At 70.2% G+C, this 20087-nt stretch carries 19 protein-coding genes; 7 read left to right on the top strand and 12 right to left on the bottom strand.

Going from position 1 to position 20087, the window contains the following annotated elements:
* Positions 1–14 precede the first annotated feature (14 nt).
* Positions 15–2336: a class F sortase gene (locus FZC61_RS17850; protein WP_148615538.1), complete on the bottom strand. Its 2322-nt coding sequence runs from the start codon at positions 2334–2336 to the stop codon at positions 15–17.
* A gap of 228 nt (positions 2337–2564) precedes the next feature.
* Here FZC61_RS17850 and FZC61_RS17845 point away from each other — a divergent pair, with 228 nt between their 5' ends.
* Both FZC61_RS17845 and FZC61_RS17840 read left to right on the top strand, forming a co-directional pair.
* Positions 2565–4022, top strand: a complete 1458-nt coding sequence (locus FZC61_RS17845) for a gamma-glutamyltransferase (protein ID WP_148615537.1) — start codon at positions 2565–2567, stop codon at positions 4020–4022.
* A 70-nt stretch (positions 4023–4092) separates the two neighbouring features.
* Entirely contained in the window at positions 4093–4737 is a 645-nt protein-coding gene (locus tag FZC61_RS17840; protein WP_148615536.1) for a hypothetical protein, read from the top strand.
* A 13-nt stretch (positions 4738–4750) separates the two neighbouring features.
* On the opposite strand, the gene FZC61_RS17835 is transcribed toward FZC61_RS17840, so the two are convergent.
* A complete protein-coding gene (locus FZC61_RS17835) occupies positions 4751–5347 on the bottom strand; it encodes a protein-tyrosine phosphatase family protein (RefSeq protein WP_148615535.1) in 597 nt (198 codons plus the stop codon).
* Between the two features lie 215 nt (positions 5348–5562).
* Between FZC61_RS17835 and FZC61_RS17830 the strand changes: the two genes are divergently transcribed.
* The 4 genes from FZC61_RS17830 (at position 5563) to FZC61_RS23975 (ending at position 8253) form a co-directional block, all read left to right on the top strand.
* Complete coding sequence (locus FZC61_RS17830; RefSeq protein WP_148615534.1) at positions 5563–6084, top strand: hypothetical protein; 522 nt, start codon at positions 5563–5565, stop codon at positions 6082–6084.
* A gap of 257 nt (positions 6085–6341) precedes the next feature.
* A complete protein-coding gene (locus FZC61_RS17825) occupies positions 6342–6866 on the top strand; it encodes a hypothetical protein (protein ID WP_170286171.1) in 525 nt (174 codons plus the stop codon).
* Positions 6863–7444 carry a hypothetical protein gene (locus FZC61_RS17820; protein ID WP_148615532.1) on the top strand — a complete coding sequence of 194 codons (582 nt, stop codon included), beginning with the start codon at positions 6863–6865 and terminating at the stop codon, positions 7442–7444. The genes FZC61_RS17825 and FZC61_RS17820 overlap by 4 nt, the downstream gene beginning before the upstream one ends.
* A 284-nt stretch (positions 7445–7728) precedes the next feature.
* Positions 7729–8253 carry a hypothetical protein gene (locus FZC61_RS23975; protein WP_148615531.1) on the top strand — a complete coding sequence of 175 codons (525 nt, stop codon included), beginning with the start codon at positions 7729–7731 and terminating at the stop codon, positions 8251–8253.
* 25 nt (positions 8254–8278) lie between these two features.
* On the opposite strand, the gene FZC61_RS23200 is transcribed toward FZC61_RS23975, so the two are convergent.
* The 5 genes from FZC61_RS23200 to FZC61_RS17795 all read right to left on the bottom strand — a co-directional run bounded on the left by FZC61_RS23200 (position 8279) and on the right by FZC61_RS17795 (position 14073).
* Positions 8279–8878 (bottom strand): fibronectin type III domain-containing protein, encoded by a 600-nt coding sequence (locus tag FZC61_RS23200; RefSeq protein WP_170286170.1) that lies wholly within the window; start codon positions 8876–8878, stop codon positions 8279–8281.
* Positions 8879–9105: 227 nt separating this feature from the next.
* Positions 9106–10527: a hypothetical protein gene (locus tag FZC61_RS23195; protein WP_170286169.1), complete on the bottom strand. Its 1422-nt coding sequence runs from the start codon at positions 10525–10527 to the stop codon at positions 9106–9108.
* Positions 10524–11741, bottom strand: coding sequence for a hypothetical protein (locus FZC61_RS17805; RefSeq protein WP_148615529.1), 1218 nt, complete (start codon positions 11739–11741; stop codon positions 10524–10526). Before FZC61_RS17805 ends, FZC61_RS23195 begins: the two co-directional genes overlap by 4 nt.
* A complete protein-coding gene (locus FZC61_RS17800) occupies positions 11741–12844 on the bottom strand; it encodes a hypothetical protein (RefSeq protein ID WP_148615528.1) in 1104 nt (367 codons plus the stop codon). Before FZC61_RS17800 ends, FZC61_RS17805 begins: the two co-directional genes overlap by 1 nt.
* Complete coding sequence (locus FZC61_RS17795) at positions 12841–14073, bottom strand: DUF2786 domain-containing protein (protein ID WP_170286168.1); 1233 nt, start codon at positions 14071–14073, stop codon at positions 12841–12843. The genes FZC61_RS17800 and FZC61_RS17795 overlap by 4 nt, the downstream gene beginning before the upstream one ends.
* Before the next feature lie 506 nt (positions 14074–14579).
* Between FZC61_RS17795 and FZC61_RS17790 the strand changes: the two genes are divergently transcribed.
* A complete protein-coding gene (locus FZC61_RS17790; protein ID WP_148615526.1) occupies positions 14580–15479 on the top strand; it encodes an HNH endonuclease in 900 nt (299 codons plus the stop codon).
* Positions 15480–15707: 228 nt separating this feature from the next.
* Here the strand turns inward: FZC61_RS17790 and FZC61_RS17785 are convergent, their stop codons facing one another.
* The 5 genes from FZC61_RS17785 to FZC61_RS17765 all read right to left on the bottom strand — a co-directional run bounded on the left by FZC61_RS17785 (position 15708) and on the right by FZC61_RS17765 (position 19941).
* The gene (locus FZC61_RS17785) at positions 15708–16238 is read right to left on the bottom strand and encodes a Pycsar system effector family protein (RefSeq protein ID WP_148615525.1); all 531 of its coding nucleotides are present in this window, start codon (positions 16236–16238) and stop codon (positions 15708–15710) included.
* A 91-nt stretch (positions 16239–16329) separates the two neighbouring features.
* Complete coding sequence (locus FZC61_RS17780) at positions 16330–16935, bottom strand: type II CBASS E2 protein (RefSeq protein WP_148615524.1); 606 nt, start codon at positions 16933–16935, stop codon at positions 16330–16332.
* A gap of 11 nt (positions 16936–16946) precedes the next feature.
* A complete protein-coding gene (locus FZC61_RS17775; RefSeq protein ID WP_170286167.1) occupies positions 16947–17765 on the bottom strand; it encodes an adenylate/guanylate cyclase domain-containing protein in 819 nt (272 codons plus the stop codon).
* A 553-nt stretch (positions 17766–18318) separates the two neighbouring features.
* Complete coding sequence (locus FZC61_RS17770; protein ID WP_148615523.1) at positions 18319–19134, bottom strand: maleylpyruvate isomerase N-terminal domain-containing protein; 816 nt, start codon at positions 19132–19134, stop codon at positions 18319–18321.
* Positions 19135–19173: 39 nt separating this feature from the next.
* Positions 19174–19941, bottom strand: coding sequence for a DUF3322 and DUF2220 domain-containing protein (locus FZC61_RS17765; protein ID WP_170286166.1), 768 nt, complete (start codon positions 19939–19941; stop codon positions 19174–19176).
* Positions 19942–20087: the final 146 nt, after the last annotated feature.

Genomic DNA, 20087 nt, shown 5'->3' with positions numbered 1-20087 from the left:
CCCGACTTGAAGGCTCACCCGACGCGGACCGCGGTGACCACCAGGTTGTCGACGTAGTAGATGCGCCCGTCCGCCGTACGTCGCAGGCCGGAGCACGTGACCAGGTGGAGGACGCGCGGACCGTCGGTGCGGAACACCTCGGCGGGCAGACCGCGGGAGCGGGCGAAGCGTCGTACGGCGCGCACCTCGTAGCGCTCGGTGCCGTGCTCGCTGCTCCATCGCACCTCGTCGCCTCGGCGTACGTCACGCAGCGCGCCGAGCCCGCCAGGTCGGTCGGACACGTGGCCGGCCAGGACGCTGGCACCGATCAGGTCACCGGGGGCGGCGGTGGTGCGCAGCCAGCCGATCCGGTCGCGCCGGTCGGGTACGGCGACCGCGCCGCGGTCGAGCCCGACCCCGACCACGGAGACCCGGACGCCGACACGGTCGACTGAGAGCGTGCCGCCGACGGTGGTCCGCTGCTCCTGGCCCGCCGGGGCGCGGTAGTCGCTGCGCAGCCACCGGGGCTCGGCACGCCGCTGGGGCACGTACGGCGAGGGGTCGGGTTCGGCGCGCAGCCGCAGCGGGCCGGGCAGCAGCCCGAGGGTCGAGCGGCCGGTGGCCACCTCGGGCACGACCGGGGTGACCGGGCGCGTGACGAGCGAGGTCTCGACGGCCAGGCCGGGCGGCGACGAGGCTGCCGTGGTGGTGGCGGAGGCGAGCACGTCCTGGCTGTAGGTGTAGCAGCCGGGGGCCCGCAGCAGCACCGATGGCGTGCTGACGGAGCCGCTGCCCGTGACGGTCATCGACCCCGAGGCGGCCACCGGTGCGGTCGACCAGCCCACGCCGGAGCACGACGTGCCCGAGCGTGGGGCGACCGGCCCGTGCAGGCGCCACCGGACCTCGACGGTGTCGTCGGCGACGAGCCCGCTGAGCCGGACGGTGTCGAAGATCCGGGCTCCGACCAGCGCGTGCTGGTCGGAGACGGCGGTCGTGACGGCAGGGACGCGCGCGACGACCTGCGTCGTCTCCTCGGGCAGGCCGCACGGCGTGGTGACCGGCAGCGTGTCGAGGTCGCCGGGCAGCCGCTGCACCCACGTCCACCAGCCGACCGAGTCCACGACCACGGGCGGGGTGTCGTAGGTGCCGTCGGCGGTCACCCGGGAGCCCACCTGGTCGGCGAGTGTCGCGGCTGTGCAGTCGGCCGGGCCCGGCGGCGTCGCGAACGGGCCGTGCAGCTCGGCGACCACCGTGCCGTCGTACGCCGGGGGCAGACCGGTCACGGTGACGACGTCGTGGACCGACTCACCCGGGGTCAGCACCGGCGCCGACGTCGTGGTCGCCACCGTCGGCTGCGCCAGGCGGACCCGGGCCGTCGCGGCCACGGCCGCCTCGGCGGTGCGGGACTGGGCGATCCAGCCGCGCTGCACCCCCGCGGGCCACGCCGTGGCGCCGGCGTGGGTCGACCAGCCGCGCTGGCGGTAGAGCACCCCGTCAGGGGCGGGACCGGTCGCGGCGGCGACCACGCGGTAGCGCCCGACGTCGGTCGGCCGCACCCGCACGACGACCGCGCGCCGGCCGGTGACCACCGGCCGTGGACAGGCCACCGGACCGGTGCACCGCAGCCGCACCCGTACGCCGGGCACGGCCCGCCCCGACGCCGACACCACCGACAGCCGGTAGTCGCGGACCTGGCCGAGCCGGACCGGGCCCGGTCCGACGCGGTCGAAGCGCACCCGCCACGGGCCCCGCCGCGCCGACGCCTCACGCCACATCGCCCGCGCCAGCCGCACCACCGACGCATCGAGCCCGTCGAGCCCGCCGACGGGCGGCCGTACGCGCTCGCCCACCGACAGCCCCGCCGGGTAGACGACCAGTCCTCCGGGGGCCAGCCCGTCACCCATCACCTCGCGCACGACGAGCGCGATGGCGGCGTCACGGTCGTCGTCGCCGGTCGAGCCGCGCCCGGCCCACGTCGAGACGACGTGGTTGAGCGCCGCGACCTCGGCGTCGCCCACGCGCGCGCCCATCTGGTTGACCAGCCGTCGGGTCGAGACCCGCTCGGCACGCCGCGGCAGCCGGGAGTCGTAGAGGAAGTCGATGCAGAAGAAGACCCGGCCGTCGGGGGCGCGGTAGCTGCCGATCCAGGTGAGCCGGTCGCCGCCGGGGCCGGAGTAGCGCAGGCAGGCGCCGTGGACGAGGTTGGGGTCGATGCTGCGGCAGTCGTCCTTGTCGACCCGGGTCGCGGCCGCTGCCGGTGGGGTGCCGCCGGGCGGGGCGACCACGAGGGCGAGCGCCCCGCACACGAGCGCGAGGACGACGAGCAGGGCAGGCAGGGAGCGGGTCCGAGAGGTCATGCCGCCGACCGTCGCCCCTGGGCGCCCGCCACGACCACGCGCGCCCGTCAGGCTGTGGAGAAGCCCCCGAGGAGCCCGACCTGTGCACGGTTGGTGGTCGTCCGGAGCGGCAAGGCGGCCCGCTGTAACTCACCGTTACCGGCACTCCCCCGCCGGTCTACGGGCGGGGAAGTGCACGTAACGGTGAGTTACAGCGGCGGCGCCGACCGGGTCGCTACCTTGACCCGCATGCCCGCAGTCGCCGTCGCCGCCCCGAGCGAGGTCGCCGCCGACGCCGCCGAGCAGGTCGCCCGCGCGGGCGGCAACGCGGTCGACGTGGCCCTCGCGGCCGCGCTCGTCGCGATGGTCAACGAGGTCGGCCTCGTGTCGTTGAGCTCCGGCGGCTTCGTCACCGTCCAGCCGCCGACCTCGGCCGGCAGCGCGACCGCCTACACCGTCGACGGCTGGATGGACGTGCCCGGCCGCGGCCGCACCGACGCCGAGCGCCACGCGGCCCGCACCTGGGACGTCTCCACCGAGTACGGCGGCGGCGTCGACATCACGATCGGGCCCGGGTCGGTCGCGGTGCACGGGTCGGTGGCCGCGTTCGGCGAGGCGCACGCACGCGACGGCCGGCTGCCGTGGCACGAGGTGGTGGCACCGGCGGTCGCGGTCGCCCGCTCCGGGTTCCGGCTCGGCTCGGCGACGCGCTACTACCTCGACTACGTGCGCGACGACGTCTTCGGCTGGGACGACGCGAGCCGCGCGGCCCTCGCCGGACCCGACGGTGAGCTGACCACCGACCTCGTCGTCGTCGCGGGCCTGGCCGACTCGCTCGAGCAGGTCGCCCGCGACCCGCGCGCGATGCACGAGGGCGACCTGGCCGACGCGATCAGCCGCGACGTCCTCGCGCGCGGCGGGCTGCTCGGACCGGCCGACCTGGCGGCGTACCGACCGGTCGTGCGCCCGGCCCTCACCTCCCGCCTCGGCCCGTGGACGCTGGCGACGACGCCCGCGCCCTCGGTGGGCGGGGTCGTCGTGAGCGCGATCATGCGGCTGCTCGACGGCTGGTCGCCCGACGCCCCCGACGCCACCGCCCGCTTGGTCGACGCCCAGCGCCGCGTGCTCGGCCACCGCCTCGACGTGCTGGAGCACAGCACCGACCTCGAGGCCGACGCGACGGCGTACCTGCAGCGACTCGAGTCGGGCTCGACCGCCCACGTCTCGGCCGTCGACACCGACGGGCTGGCCTGCGCGGTCACCGTGTCGTCGGGCTACGGCTCCGGGATGGTCGCGCAGGGCACCGGCATCTGGCTCAACAACTGCCTCGGCGAGCAGGAGCTCAACCCCCGCGGCCCGCACGCCACCGCGCCGGGCACGCGACTGCTGTCCAACATGGCCCCCACCGTCGCCCGCCACGACGACGGCTCGACGCTGGCGATCGGGTCCCCCGGCGCCGACCGGATCACCACGGCGATCACGCAGGTCCTCGCTCGCTACCTCGCCGGGGCCCCGCTGCCCCACGCCGTCGACCACCCACGGGTCCACATGCACCGGGCGGGCCGGCCCGACGAGGTCGTGCGGGAGGAGACCGAGCCGACGATGTACTACGGCGGTGTCGGCGCTGCGCTGGTACGCGGCGACGGTCACCTCGTGGCCGCCGCCGACCCCCGGCGCGAAGGGGCGATGCGCACGGTCGGGGGTTAGGCTGGAGGTGACGGACCCGCGTGGAGGCCGCACGCCCACGTGCCGCTCACGCAGTCCGGGACCGGGATCCATGACTGTCACCTCCACGCACTGGCGTGAGCCAGCCACCAACAACCCGGCTGACGGAGCCGTCCAGGACGACCTGGACACCGACGGCGAGGCCGTCGCCGCCGAGCCCGAGGCCCTCGCGCCCGGTGAGGCCGAGGCGATCTGGGCCGCCCACGCCCCGACCGTCCTGGGCCAGGTCGCCAAGACCTACCAGGCGCTCATCAGCCACACCGACTTCGCCGGGCGGCTGCAGGACGAGACCGGTGTCCGCACCCGCAGCAACCCGCAGACCTGGCTGGGTCGCGTGCTCGCGATCTCCGCGGCCGCCGACCACGAGGCCGGGCGCCCGCCGTTGACCTCCCTGGTCGTCCACCGCGTCAACGGCACCGTCGGCGCGCCGTACGCCGAGGTGCTGCGCGTCACGGGTCAGGACCCGATCGACGACGAGGTCGCCCTCGAGCGGCACGCCGCCGAGGCGCGCATGGAGTGCTACCGCTGGGCCGAGGCCTCGATGCCGGCCGACGGCGGCCACTCCGCGCTCTCGCCTCGCTACGACATGGTGCTCAGCCGCGGCCGCAAGAAGGCGCGCCAGGAGGCCGAGCCCGACGTGTGCCCGACCTGCTTCATGGCCATCCCGCCGACCGGCGAGTGCGACAACTGCGGCTGAGCCTGTCGGGGGCTCAGCCCCCGGCGCGCCGTCGCTGCGCGATGATGCGTACGACGTCGAGCGGGTGGTCGCGCCGCCAGGCCTTGAGCCGGGCCCGGTCCTCACGGCGCCTGGCTGCCGAGGCGCCGGAGCGGTCGTGCCACCAGCGCAGGGCGTCCTCGGCGTACGCGACGGCCGCGATCGGGCGGGCCTCCCGGACCGCTGCGATCGCGTCGACCACGTCCCAGCCCTGCGCGAGCAGCACGGCGTAGCCCAGCGACGGACCCCGGTTGATGCCCATGTGGCAGTGGGTCACGACGATCGTGTCGGGGTCCGCCAGGGCGTCCTCGACCCAGGCCACCGCGGTCTCGAACCACGCCGGCGGCACCCGCTGGCCGAGGTCGTCCATGCCGTGCCACAGGTAGGTGACCCGGTCGGTCAGCCGCGCGACCCACTGCTGGTCGTCGGCCTCGATCCGGACGTCGACGACGTGGGTGACCCCGTGGGCGAGCAGCTCGCCGAGCTGGCGCTGGGCCAGCTGGTCGTCGTGCTGGTCGAGATCGCCACCGACCACCAGCCGCGGCGTCACGAAGGACGCGTTGGCCACCTCGAGACTCGGCAGGTCACTCATCCCGCCACTGTGCCGCACGCCGCCCGCGCGCGGGACGGAACCCGTCGGCGGACCGGACGCCGTGGACCGTCAGTCGAGCGCGCGGTTGTCCACAACCTTCCACGGAGGCACTGTCGCGTGGGCTGCGCGTTGATTACTCTCGGCCGCACGTCCGTTCTCGGGGAACGGCCTCATGGGATTCGAGGTCTGCGATGCAACACCACTCCTTGGTCGCGGTGGCCCTGCTGCTGGTGCTCGGCCTCGGGGGTTGCAGCGACGCCGACCCGCAGGTCGCCGACCTGGCGTCCGATCCGCCGAGCCCCACGGCCACGCCCGCTTCGGACCCGCCGTCCAGTTCGCCGACCGAGGATCCGAAGCCTGAGTCGGCTAAGGCGTTCCTGAGGCGGTTCGGTGACCTCGAACGCGACATGCAGAACTCTGGGGACACGCAGCCATACCGCGCGATCAGTGACGGATGCGTGGGGTGCGACAGCCTGGCTGACGCCGTTGACGCCTACTACGCCGCTGGTGGAGCCATCAGGTGGAGCGGGTGGAAGGTACTCAGCATTCGCAGCTACGACCGATCGCGGAACGCCTTCCTCCTCGTCGTCGACTCGACGCCGACGGTCTACCGCGAAGCAGCCAACGCACCTGAGAAGCGTCTTCCAGGCGGACAGAGCAAGTACGTGTTGGAGCTCGAGAGGAAGGGAGACTCGTGGCTCGTCACCGACAAGAACAAGCTCATATCGCGATCGTGACGATCCTTCTCGCAATCGGGATCGCTGCACCAGCAGTCGGTGACGGTGGCACGGATATTGACACGAACTTGGGCGACGTCTTCGGAACCCAGGAAGTAAGTGGCTCGGCGACAGCCGCTCTCTTCGCTGGTTCCGGCGCCAACGGTGACGGTCACGTCTACACCGTCAACCCCCAGTGCGGCGCCGACCAACAAGGTCAGGCCATCTGTCACGGCGGCCAACCCTGCTTCTCCGACGACGGCCAACCCGGTTGGATCATGGACCTCTACCGCGACGGCATCCGCTACGGCGAGACCTGCCTCAGCGACACCCAGGCCGACAACCTCGGCGCCATCACCCCCGGCATGGTGCTACGACAGTTCAAGTCGATCAGCTGGCCACCCAGCCCCCTCACCATCCAGCCACCCGGCCTCAAGACCGCCGTCAACCTCCCCACCTACTTCTACACCGACAACACCCGGCCCTCCACCCAGACCGTGCGCATCCTCGGACAAGCCGTCGAGATCGAAGCCACCCCCACCAGCTACGTCTACCGCTTCGACAGCGCAGACGGCATACAGACCCAGAGCCCTGGCGGCCCCTACCCCCGCGGCAACATCACCCACAACTACCTCTACAAAGGCACCGCCAACCCATCGGTCGACACCGTCTACTCCGGCCGCTACCGCATCAACAACGGCCGCTGGACCGACATCCCAGAAACCGTCATCGTCCCCGGAACCCCACTGGCCCTCACGATCGTCGAGGTCCGACCCACCCTCGTCGCACCCACCGCACCATGACCCCCAACACCGACACGACCATGCGACTGAGGCCCGCGACACGACGCCACACCGTCCTCACACTGACCCTCCTCCTGGCCCTCACCGTCAGCAGCTGCAGCGCCGCCGACCCACAGGTCGCCGACCCGATCTCCGACTCCTCGAGCCCCACGGCTCCCCCCACCTCCGACCCGCCATCCAGTTCGCCGACCGAGCATCCGAAGCCCGAGTCGGCTCAGGCGTTCATCCGACGCTACGCAAAGGCTGAGGCAGCCATGGAGAACAGCGGAGAGACTGAGCTCTACCTCGCTCTCGCTGATTCGTGTGAGTCGTGTGAGAAGCTCACGGAGACCGTCAGGCGGTACTACGACGCCGGTGGCAGCATCCAGTGGGATGGCTGGGACATCGTGAAGATCGCCCGCCACAACGGCTCGCAGAGCGAGTACGCGGTAACTGTCGACTCCCCGCCAACGACCTATCAAGAACGAGCAAACGGACCTCGCAAGCGAATTGATGGCGGCCGCGTCACTTACCTCGTGACGCTGACCGAGAGCGCGACCGGTTGGCTCATCGACGAAACCGCGCAGCTGGCGTCATGACGCGGATCGCGCTCGCCATTGCCATCGCAGTGGGTGTTCTGGTGACGGTGGCAGCACCAGCGCATGCAGACCCGACGTGCGATGAGACCTACGACCTCGGTGGAGCCAGTCGCACATGCGAGTTCACCGGTTCTCAGACCTCCGCTCTCTTCGCTGGTTCCGGTGCCAACGGCGACGGTCACGTCTACACCGTCAACCCGCAGTGCGGCGCCGACCAACAAGGTCAAGCCATCTGTCACGGCGGCCAACCCTGCTTCTCCGACGACGGCCAACCCGGCTGGATCATGGACCTCTACCGCGACGGCATCCGCTACGGCCAGACCTGCCTCAGCGACACCCAGGCCGACAATCTCGGCGCCATCACCCCCGGCATGGTCCTACGACAGTTCAAGTCGATCAGCTGGCCACCCAGCCCCCTGAGCATCCAGCCCCCAGGGCTCAAGACCGCCGTCAACCTCCCCACCTACTTCTACACCGACAACACCCGCCCCTCCACCCAGACCGTGCGCATCCTCGGACAAGCCGTCGAGATCGAAGCCACCCCCGCCAGCTACGTCTACCGCTTCGACGACGCCGACGCCGTACAGACCCAGAGCCCCGGCGGCCCCTACCCCCGCGGCGACGTCACCCACAGCTACCTCTACGAAGGCACCGCCAACCCGGCGCTCGACACCGTCTACACCGGCCGCTACCGCGTCAACAACGGCCCCTGGATCGACATCCCCGAGACCCTCACCGTCACCGGCACACCAGTCGCTCTCACGATCGTCGAGGTCCAGCCCACCCTCGTCGCCCCGGCCGCACCCTGACCGTCCACAGGCCCAGGAACGACCGTCAGGCGCGGTGCGTCCGGAAGATCGTCGAGGCCACCGGCGAACGGCCGGCGTCGTTGTGGGCCGCGACGTGGACGGTGTACCGGCGCGACGGGAGCAGACCGCGTATCACGACACGGTGTGTGTGCGCCGACACCTCGACCCGGTGTCCGCACATCCACACCCGGAATCCCTCCACGGGCGCTGAGGGATCCGCTACGGGGTTCCGCCACGTCACGGCCACCCGGCGCACCCGCGCGTGGACGTGCACGTGACTGGGCCGGCCGGGGGCGTGCAGGACCGACGTGTCGGCCTCGACGACGGTTCCGGGGAACCAGGCGTTGATCTCACCGCTGTCGCCCGAGACGGTGGCGGAGAGGTCGACAGTCGACCCGACCGCGAAGGTCTCGGTGAGGGGGACGACGACGGTCTGGGGTACCCCGCCGCCGACGCAGTCGATCGGCAGCACCCCGACCGACCGGGGCTGGCTGGCGCCGGCGTAGACCAGGACGTTGGTCGGCGGATCGGTCGGGCACACGACCGAGAGCTCGACGGTCGAGGAGCGCAGGTGGACCAGGGTGATGCCGAGGGGGTCGGCCGAGGCCGGTTGAGGAACCCCCACGACAGCAGCCGCTACCAGGACGAGGGCTGCGCCCGCTCGGGACGCGGCGGCAGACAGGTTCACGGGAACTACCTCCGGGGCTGCGACGGAGCCGGACGACTCCACCCCAGACGGTGCCCCGTACGACGCGGGCGGCCCAGGGTCGACGGGTGCGGCGTCACAGGACGTTGGTCCTGCTGAACGCGGGCGTGGTGGGGTGGGGCGCAGCCCGATGTCCCCCGGGGGCCCTACAACGGCTGGTTGAGGAGCGCACCGAGACCGGGAAGCAGGTGCCGCACAGGCGCCGCCAGGGCGTCCACGTCCTCCGCCGACAGGCGACAGCGATGGGTCAGTGCGCTGCTGACCACCGACGTCCAGTCCCGGAGGTCGTGGTGCGGGGCGGCAGCGCGTCCCAGGAACCGGGCCGCCAGGACGGCGTGCTCCGTCCACTCGGCGTGCCGACCGATGGTCGCGCGCCACGGGCACCCAGCGGGTCCGGTGAGGGCCCAGCCACGCAGCCGCATGGCCAGGAGCGGGTAGTCATCGGCGTACTCGCCCTCCCTGGCGAGTGCGTGCAGGTGGGCGAGCTCGCCGAGCTGCGTCAGGCTCAGAGGTGCGATGAGGTCGCGCAGCGCATCGAGGACATGACCTGAGGCCCAGTTGCCCGGCGGTAGGTCGTCGGTTGGACTCAGAGCCGCGATCCAGGGCCCGCGTGCGTGCGTCAGGGTCGCGGTGTCGACCACGTCAGCGACGGCCTCGACCATCAAGCAGGCTGCGGTGACGTCGTGCAGGAGCGAGCGGACCGCGGCGTGCGCGCGACGAGCCTTGTCGGGCCCACCGTCGTCGGCTCCCCAGACGATCTCCATGAGCTCAGCCCACCGACGCCGCGAGCCGGGAGCATCGACCACGTGGTCGACGAGATCTGGCACGTCGTCGTAGAGCCGCCGGACCTCCTTGCGTCGCCCGGCTTGCCTTGCCGCGGCGTTCGCCAGGGAGGCCGGCCAGGTGAGCGAAGACGCCTCCCTCACGTCGACGGCGTTGCCCACCAGCAGGCTGACACTCTCAGCGTCCGCCTGCCACAGCTGGGCAGCCCTGGCCAGGACGACCGGCGTCAGGGGACCCCAACGCTGCTCACGCCGCCAGGACGGTCTGGCCTGGAGCTCCCAGCCAGGTGGCACGTCGTGCTCGGGCCCGAGGCTAGTGAGCACCTGGCGGTACAAGGTCCTCGCCTCGGCGAGGTGATGACCCTTCAGCGTCCTCGGCCTTCCGTCCGGAGGACGGGTCAGGGACCACCTGACCGGCAGCACGGTCGCGCCGGGCGCGACGCCGTAGGCCTCGAGCTCCTCGATGTCACCCGGTGGCCCGACCTCGAAGCGCACCACCGCTGCACCGTCGTCGTAGGTGCGGACCAGCTCGGTGCCGACGCTGATCGTGCGGTCGATGACGCCCCAGGCCAGCTCGTTGAGGATCCGGCAACGGTCATCGGGGCTGAACATCCAGTCCTCACCCGGGTCCTCGCCGAGACTGGGGCGTCCCCACAGGTGCAGCTCGGGGAGACCGAGCTCGTCGAGCCCGATGGTGTACGCGAATTCCCGGCCCTCGCCGTCGGGGTCGAAGACGCTCTGGACCGTCCACGTCGGCCGGCGGGCCTCCTCGTGACGTGACGTCACGCTGCGACCGTCCCGTCACCCGTGACCCGCGCCAGCAGGGATCGCGCCGGGCCGGTCACCCGGTCTCGCAGCTCCCCCAGGACCGGGAGATCGGCCGGGGTGACGACCCGTGCCAGCGCCTGGGGCACGCCCGGTTCGAGCAACGGCGCGGACAGGCACACCCAGGGCTCCCACCCTGCGTGCTCCTCGTCGTCGAACTGCTCGCCCTCCGGCAGGAAGCGGTGCGTGCCCTGCCCGAGCTCGCGTGCGGTGCGGTCGATGACGGTCCTCGCCAGGAGCTGGACGTCCGCCTGAAGGGCGCGTGCCCGCTCCGGGCGCCACTGCGACAGCCAGGTCAGCCACTGCATCCGGGGGACGTCGGTGACCAGCCCGAAGTCATCCACGTGGGAGATGATCTCGCCGTCGCGGAACACGTCTCCCGCGGATCGCACGATGGTGAGCCACGCAGCGGGATGACGAGCAACCTCCTGTGCGACCTCGAGCGAAGCCTCCAGTGGAGCGGACTCGAACATGAGCCCGGCACCGGCCGGCACGAGGCGCCCGAGCACCGGAAGGTCGGGCAGGAGCATCGAGGCCGCACCGATGTCGTCAAGGGTGATGACCCGGCCGGTCGCGAGGTCGGTCCAGCTCGACCGGCCACAGGTCGCGCCCAGGTAGAGGTAGCCGCCCATCGAGGCTGCAGCCCAGTCTGCGATGCGATCCGCGCCAGCAACCAGGTCCGGCGTGGCGGTGCGCCTCACGAAGTCCTCGAGCGCTCCCCCGTCGTACAGCAGCACCTGCCGGTAGAACCAGTCGTGATCCATAAGGCTCGCGGTCCACTCCTCGTCGCCGAACGCCCCGGACAGCTCCCGAGCGATGTCAAGCGCGTGGAGTCGCTTCGACCTCGCGGCCGGGTCGCGCTCGTCGAGGGCCTGCACGGCCTGCGCCAGGATCCAGCGCGACGTCACCCAGCGCGGCATGGCGGACCCCAGGTCCTGCAGCTGGTGCAGGCGGCGCACGCGCGGCGGGTTCCAGAACACCTCCCCATCCGGCCCGAGCAGGCGGCGTTCGATCACGGCCAGCGCAGCGGCAGCGTCACCACGGCGCTCGGCCTCGTCGGCGTCCTGCATCGCCCAGATCCACGGCATCATCCCGTCGAGCGGGTGGTCGTCGGCCGGGGGCCGCGTGGCTCGCTTGGCCTGCCGCTGCCGAGACGTCTTCCTCCGGTTCGACATCAGCCGGCCAGCCCTTCATCGGTCGCAGCGTCGATCAGCCACAGCGCCTGGTCGCACCACCGCCGGGCGTACGACGGCACCGCGGCCGCCAGCTGCTGCCACCCGGCCCGGTACGACGGAGCCGCGAACCGGGTCACCGTGTGCTCGTCGACCGCCTCGTCGAGGAGCAGCTCCGCGACCAGGTGCCGCTGCCGGCGTATGACGTCGGCGTCGAGACCGAGCACCGAGAACAGCGCGTGCGCGGCGAGTGTGCGCGGGATCTGCTCGAGCCCGTCGACCGGGTGGCCGAGCAGCGCGCCCCACGCGTGCCGCGGCAGGTCGGCGGTCAGCGAGGAGTCGGAGAGGTGGGAGAAGGCCTGCGGCAGCCTGCGCCAGTGGGCGCGGGCGGCGAGGATCTTCAACCAGCGCTGAGGATCGCGCGCGATCGCCGTCGCGGTCTCCTCGTCGACCGGCAGCGGCCGCCAGTCGAAGAGCCGGCCCGGGGGGTGCGAGGTGGGCACGATGCGCCCGAGCACGTGCGTGCCCACCTCGAGGTGGTGGGTGAGCCCGAGGTCGAGGAGCGTGACCTGCTCCCCCGTCACGGCGTCCGCCACCACCATCTCCGCACCGTCAGCGCCGACGATGCGGAAGCCACCCATCGGGGCCCGCGCCCACTCCGCGACCCGCGGCGCCGTCGCGATCGCGCCCGCCGCGGCCGGCAGGTGCAGCAGGTCCTGCAGACCGCCCAGGTCGTAGGCGTCGGCCTGCCGCACCACCCAGTCCCTGCTGAAGATCCACGCCCCGAGCTGCTCTGGGTGCGCGCAGCCGATCGCGTCGAAGGGGATGCCGTGCGGATAGACCATCGGCACCACGTGACCCAGCACGCGACCGGCGCGCCGCGGTTGCCCGTAGCCCTCCCACCGGCGTACGAGGGTGCTCACGAAGCGGGCCCGCAGCCAGTCGGGCGCGGCGTCGCCGAGGTCGGCCATCAGCCGCAGGTGAGCGCCGTGCTGCGACTCGGCGAACATCGGCACGCGCCGGTGCCGGTCGAACGCCGTGGCCCAGTCGCCGCGCAGCTCGGCGGCGGACGCCTCCTCGACGGCGAGGTGGTCGTCGACCGTCATCTGGCTCGCGACGGAGCGGAACGGCCGGGTGGACGGGGACCTGGGTGACTTCGGGTTCCGAGACATGCGAGCAGCCTGCGCCGCTCAGAACCCTTGCGGTAGTAGGGATTCGCGATCTGTGGATAAGTCCTTGGCGGTCCACACGGCGCCCCTACGTCGTGATCGCAGCGGACCCGAACCGCAGCGTCGGCCGCCTGCCGGCCGTGCGCGTGTCCGAGTGCGTCGTGACCGCCGCGGATCGCGGTGCTGGTCAGGGACTCGCCGTACCTCTCGTCGAACGCCGCTACGACCGCCACCTCGCGCGCCTGCAGCACGGGCAGGTGCTCGCCGTCGTCGACCTCGGCGAGCACCGTCGCGGTGACCGCAGCCAGACGCTCGCCGATGCGGCGCGCGAACGACACGTAGAACGCCGCGCGGTAGGACCGGGTGCGCGTATGGCCGCCGGCGGCACCGGCGCGGGCGGCCAGCGCGTGCTGCGCCTGCACGAGCAGCGACGTGAACACCAGCTCCACCGCTCGGAGGTCGCCCGCGTGGCCGATGACCGAGCTCAGGTCGAGCCGGGGGTGGAAGATCGCCCGGCACCGCTGCCCCTCGGCGATGACCTGCAGGAGCAACGACTTCGCGTCGACGTAGGGCGCGTCGATCGGCACCCGCACCGTGCACGGCAGGTCCGACGGCTCCGGACCATCGACCAGGGCCTGGTCGATGGCGTGCTTGGTCATCAGCTCGTGGGCCTTGGCGGTGAGGCTGTCGGCCTCGTGCTCGTCCGACGTCGACTCGGCCTTGGCGAGGAGCTTGCGGACCCGTCGCAGCACCGGGTCGTCACCCGGCGAGTCGACCGGCAGGCCCCGCACCCGGGAGGCCGGAGGGCTGCCCGGTGGTGGGATGAGCACGTCGAGCACCGGCAGCCTGGTCAGCAGCTCGAGGACGGCGCCAACGGCCCGTCCGACGGTCAGGTCGTCCCTGCTGTAGTGCTCACTCCATCTCGAGAGCCACCCGTCGCGCGTCGACATCGTCCGCGCCCCGAGCTCGGCCACCTGCTCGACCCAGCGTGCGTCGATCGCCTGGTCGACACGGACCGCGTGGTCGGCCCGGGTCGCGAGCGCGACCAGCTGGGTCGCGAGCGCCGACGTCGTACGACGCACGTGCCGCACGAGCTCGCGGGGCTGCCAGCCGACGGCCCAGGCCCGGTCGATCCGAGCCAGGAGGATCGCCTCGAGGTCGGGCACGTGCGGTCTATCGCGCGGCGGCCCCCCGGGATCGCCGAACGGCTGTCCGTCCCCGGCAGCGGGTCGCGGACGCGGCCGCTCCCGTTCAGCGCGACGGGCCCTGCTCCGGCGGCCCATCACGCCCGCCGGGAGGTGGGGTAGACCGCGTCGCCGTCGGCTCGTGGCAGGTTGGGTAGCGCGAAGATGTCGACGGGGCCGACAAGGCAGGGGCGAGAGCCCATAGATCCTCCTGGGGTCGCGGAGCCACGACTGTGGAGCCGTGGACTCGGTGACCGCCACCGTGACGTCCGGACCTGTGGACAGCCGCGGCACGCACCTCGGCTTTCGGTGCACAGCCGGCGCATCGACAGGGACCGCTACGACCAGCCACACACTGAGTCAGTGACTGCTGAGCTCGCCGAGCGCGCCCATTGCGCACGCATCTGTCGGCTGACGTCTGGTTGTTCTGAGGCGGCCCACTCGACGTGCGACGGCCATGGGCGCCACTCCGGGTCTAAGCTCGGCGCGTGCCCAGCGCCGAAGAGTCCTCGCTCGAAGTGCACTTCCGCGAAGCAATTGCGCAAGAACTCATGCGACGTGCCGAGACCAACGGCGGTTTCCTCCGGTGGTCTGAGCTCACATCGGTGTTGCATCCTGACGGCATTTACCGACGAGTGGTTGATCCTGGTCGCGGCGGAATCTGGAACCCAAGTCACTTGACCGCGACCCTTTCCATAGTGACGTCGCCCGATGGACCGTACGCCGACACGGAGATCGGCGGAATGCTCCGGTACCACTACCAGTCGGGTCCCGCCGGCGGGAAGAACGTGAAGCTCCGTAGAGCGATGGAGCTTGGTTTACCGGTGATCCGGTTCCACAAGGTTGCGCCGAACGCGTACGCTCCCATCTACCCGGTTTACGTAGTCGCAGACGACGTGCAGTCGCGCGAGTTCACACTTGCGGTCGACCTATCGCTGCAAGCACTCCCGGCGATCGCCATGCGGTCGGAGATCGAGCGCCGCTATGCCGAGCGGGTTGTGATGCAACGGGTCCATCAACCGGCGTTCCGCGCACGGGTGATGCTGGCCTATGAGACGCGCTGTGCCGTGTGTGTGCTGAAGAAGGCTCCACTGCTCGATGCGGCACACATCATCGGCGACAGCGACGATATGGGCGACGCCATCATCACGAACGGTCTCAGCCTCTGCAAGATTCATCACGCCGCTTACGATCAGAATCTTCTGGGGATCACGCCAGATTTTCGGGTCAAGATCAACAGCTCGCTGCTCGACGAGATCGATGGCCCCATGCTGCGCCACGGCCTCCAGGAGATGAACGGTCGCGAATTGTGGCTGCCAAAGGCAGCCAGCGACCGTCCGGATATCCAGAGGATTGCGTTCCGATACGACCAGTTCTTGGCGTCCTGAGTGCTCCGCCACGGCGCCTGCGGTCGCTGACGGGCCCCGGCGGGGGCGGGCCGGTGATGAGTCGGTGCAGCCTCGTCATCTGAGTTGCCGCATACCCATTCAGGGCCGGGCACCATCGGTGCCCGGCCCTCAAGGGGTTAGTCCTCGGCTCAGCTGTCAGATGTCATCCGAAAGTCACTCCGAAAGTCACCGGAGGGCGACTCGTCCCGTGACGAAGGCAGTCCATCGCTACCGGGCAGCGGGGGTGGCGGTGCTCTCGACCGGTGAGGGCTCCGGCTCTGGGACTTGTTCAGCACCAGCGACGATGGCGAAGCCGACGAGCGCAGCACTAGCGACGATGAGTGCTCCGAACCCAACGAGTGCTCGGTTGAACGCTTGGAACTTGCGTTTGGCGAGGCGCGACAGGTCGGCGACCTGTTGCCACGCGTCCTCACGAACATCGTTGTCTCGCCCGTGCTTGACGAGGGTAAGGCCGTCGGTGTTGGTGAGAGTGGGCCAAGCGAACCGGTTGATGCCGGTGCCTGTTGTAGTGCGGCGGGCGCTGATGGATCGGAGGAGCCAGAACAGTGTCCAAAGGAACGACAGGGTGACGATGGTGCTGAGCGCGTAGATGACCGTGGATTCCGGTCTGCCAAGGTCGACCGTCTCGACGATGGTGTCGCCGTTCGTCATGAGCATGGTGAGGATGACGCCGACGGCGGCGACGAGGATGGTTGCCTTGGTGTCGGCGAATCGGACCCAGTGCCCGATCTGGTCCATCGACTGGAAGGCACCGTCGGCTGGCTTGGCGTCAGGGGCTGGTTCTGGAGCCGCCGCCGGTGGGGGTGGTGGCGTTGGCGCGGGGCGTCTTCTAGGCCGCAACGTGGACTCCGTCTACGGGCCACTTGAGCGTGATGCGCCACTCGGTGAAGGCAGCAAGCCAGTGTGCGGCCCAAGCGGTGGCAGTCGCGGCGGTGTGCACGGTGGGGTCCCAGTCGGACTGGTCGGCGATGCAGAGGCTGCCGCTGTCGTAGAGGTGGGGAGATCGCACGAACCGTCGACCGGCGGGGCGACCGAGCGGCTGCTTGCTGATGACAGTCACGAACGGGAGTCCTTCGTCTCTGCGGAGGAAGACCCCGATGGTGAAGACGCCACGTCCGGTGTCGATGTCCCCCAACCAATAGGGGGCGATGTCGTCATCGCCGCGTACGTACTTGAACCCGGGGAAGGCTTGCTTCATGGCGACGATGTGACGGACAGCCTTCACGTCGTCGCTCCACCAGTGGTCGTGTCCCCCGTCCACGGGATCGTCGCCACCGTGGAACGTGTGGTTGGCAACAGACGTGACCGGGCCGTGGGTGGCGTGGGTGAGTCCAGCGGCACTCGTGGTAACGCCGCCGAAGACGACTTGCCCGGAGGTGGTGACGTACCGTTCCGCGTCGAGGCCAAAGTGGCTGAGCAGGGTTGACATGGTCATGGGCCGTTCTCCTATCGGGCGCTGATCTGGCTGGTTGGGTGTCCATGGAGTTGTTCGGTGACGCCGGAGAGGTGGGCCACGGTCGCTTCCCACTTGTAGTCGTAGAAGTAGTAGCGACGTACCTCGTCGCCACGGGTGTAACGCTTGGGCGAGAACTTGTGGTTAGAGAAGTGCGAGACCTCGTTGGGCAGCAGGTTTCGGAGTCCTTCGCCGACGACGATTTCCCAGGAGTCGGCGGTCTTCTCGCACTTGGCAGCGAAGTTGGCGGCGAAGCCGAGGGGGTTCACTTCGCTGCTGGTGCGACTGCCGGTGCGCACGAAGGTGATGTCGCCGTAGTCGAGTCCTGCTCGTGCTTGGATGCGTTCGAACCCGCGTTGGTCGAGCCAGGGGTTGACCTCGTTGCGGACGGCGTTGAGCGCGAACGCAGAGGCGCTCAGCGCCATGGTTGCGGTGAAGGCTCGATCACCCGGGCTGAAGCCAGCGAAGAGGCCGTCGCCGCGTAGCCCGAGCGGGTGGCCTCCGAACCGCGTCACCACCTCGATGAATCCGGTTAGTACAGCGTGGGCGAGGTCGACTGTCTCGTCTTGGTCGTCCCAGAAGGTTCGGCGAGTGAACTTTGAGAGGTCTAGGAAGACCGCCACCATCGGGGCGGTGGCTCGCTCACCGATGGCAAGTCTCTCGAAGTCAGGGTGTCCGAGGGCACGGGATTCCAACGCGAGTCCAGCGGAGGCGCGCAGGGAGGCGTGCTCGAAGACGTTGTTGCGGCTTCGCCGGTTGTTGAAGTCGTCACGGACAGTCCTGCCGAACTGTTGAGCGGTGTAGGTCGTCACGGCCTGTCCTCTCGGAGTCTTGTCCTCACGGTAGGGACGCCCACCGACAGTTCTTGGGGTCGCCACAGGCTCACTGGGGTCCAGTGAGTCCAGTGGTCTCTAACGACTCCGGCTTCAGTCGTTCCCGGCATCGGCGTGTCGCATCGACGCACAGCCAGCGCGTGGCTAGCGTGCGGGTCACCGCCGTTGAGGCGGGGTCCGGGTGTTCCGGGCATGCAGGGCTCCCCTAGGCCGTTCGGCGCGGGGAAGATACGCCTGCCGTGTGCAACGCGGACGCGTTGCACCTTCTAGGGGAGCATTTCTGGGCGCTCTCTCCCGGTATGACACGCCGTATGCCGGTGTCGATCTAGCGAGTTCGGCTGCCTGCGTCTGCAAGAGACGTTTGCGCTGCGACGCCTAGCGGGATTCGCTCCTCCTCGATGCGGCACCCCATGGGCATGGACAACGCCCACTCTTCACGGCGAGGCGGGCTGGTCCGCCTGATCACCGCGCACCAGCCCACCCGCGCATCGCCAGCATCCGGCCGGATGTGGCCCGGACGCAAGCGAAAGTCTCAGATGAGGGCCGCTCGGATTCTGGCGAGCGGCTCGACGAGGTGGGCTGGGCCAGAGGTGAGGAGAGTCCCGGCGGGAACGGTGCCCCCGGTGAGCCATCGCCAACCGTGTGCGGCTTGGGCGTGCACCTTGGCGTCATGCATGTCGGTGTCGATGCACGGGCCTAGTTCCCATCGCGTTCCGTCACTCGTGAGCGTCCACCGGTCGTCAGTCCCGAGGTCGAGGAGGATGCGCGCTCCGGAGGCTGCCTGCGCACGGTACTGGTGCGGGAACGCCCACACGAACGTCTGCATGACGACAGACAGGTAGTCGTCGGCGTACGTCTCCACACGGTCGAGCGCTTCGCGCATCTGCATCTGGTGCACCCACCGCTCGGTCAGGTCTTGCGCGATGTCGAACCAGTTGGGCACCGGCTCGTCGTTCGCCCACGCCACGCGTCCTTGGCTGGTGAGCGACTGGGTCGCGTAGTAGGCGTCCATCTGCTCGCCCGCCCAACCGAGCAACCCCGCCACAACAGGCCGACTCAACTGGCGTGCAGCCGCAACCCAGTCCTCGTTCTTCCGGTTCAACGCGGCAACGAAACCCGAGTCGCCCACGTCGAGACGACCGGATGAGTCTCCGTCGCGTCCACGGGACAACCAACCGAGGTCGTCGTCAAGGATGTGAAGCGCCAAGTCCTTGACGGTCCAACCGGGAACCTGCGTCTCAACGAACCACTCCTCGTCCGTCAACGAGCCGATGAAGCGCAGCAGGTCCGCACGCTCACGGCGAAGCAGCGCTCGAACGTCGAGCACTGGGGCGGTCCACAGGTCCATGCCGCCATTATCGGCGTCCGCTCAGACACGTGCCCCCGGTCAGCGTCGAAACGATGTTGCAGCCGCGAGGGCGTGTTCCGCGAGCGTCAGGGGGATGCGTTCTTGTTCGATGCGTCGGTGTCGAGTCCACTGTGGGTCCGTGATGCGTTCGTAGACGCCACGCTCGTCGTTGGTGAGGTGTGGAAGCGGCTTGCGGCTGGCTGTGGCGAGCGTTTGCCCACGTGCGTCGGTGTTGGTCCCGTAGGGCTCGTACCGGTCGTAGGTGTCGAGGTCCATGAGGATGCTGGTGACAGGTACGCCGTCGGCTCGCCAGCCGTTGAGGATTTCGTAGCCGTGGGCGTCGATGTCACCCCAGTAGTAGAGGCGCGGTGCACCAGTGAGCCATGAGAATGCGGCAGCGGTCTTGCCGCCGAACCCGCCTCCTTCGACAGCGATGCCGCCGGGGATGCGCGGAAAGTGGATGGCGGTGTCTTTGTTCTCGCTGATGACGACTACCTGCGGCTGGTAGCAGGGGGCGTAGTGGTCGCCGACGGTGGCGGAGTCGTGCCAGCGTCCTCCCCCCGCGCGATGGTCAGGGTCGAGGTAGGTGAAGTGGATGCGCTGTGGGTGGTCTGGGAGCAGGCCAAGGGTGCCGTGTCCGGTGAGGGCGAGGATGTGCGGCTGGTGGGTGTTGAGCCACTTGGCGTGGACGCCGGGGATGGGGACTTGTCGGGGCGTGTAGCCGGTTGCGTCGTTGTGGGTGAACCAGTCGGCGACGGTGAGGAGTAGGTCGAAGTCGGTGTCGGTGTAGGAGTCGGTACCGCGCAAGAGCCGGGCTGGGTCAGGGTGAATCGCCCTGGGTTCTGTAGAGGCTCGGGCTATTGGATTCCGACCAGGGGTTGGTCGGTCCTGGCACGAGCGTAGAACGTGTCCTCGTACTCGTCGGGTGGGACGTCGCCGAGGTAGCCGTGGAG

The sequence above is a fragment of the Nocardioides rubriscoriae genome, assembly GCF_008087085.1.
Taxonomy (GTDB): domain Bacteria; phylum Actinomycetota; class Actinomycetes; order Propionibacteriales; family Nocardioidaceae; genus Nocardioides; species Nocardioides rubriscoriae.
Note: the sequence above shows the minus strand (reverse complement) of the source record. Positions and strands in the feature narration are given on the sequence as shown.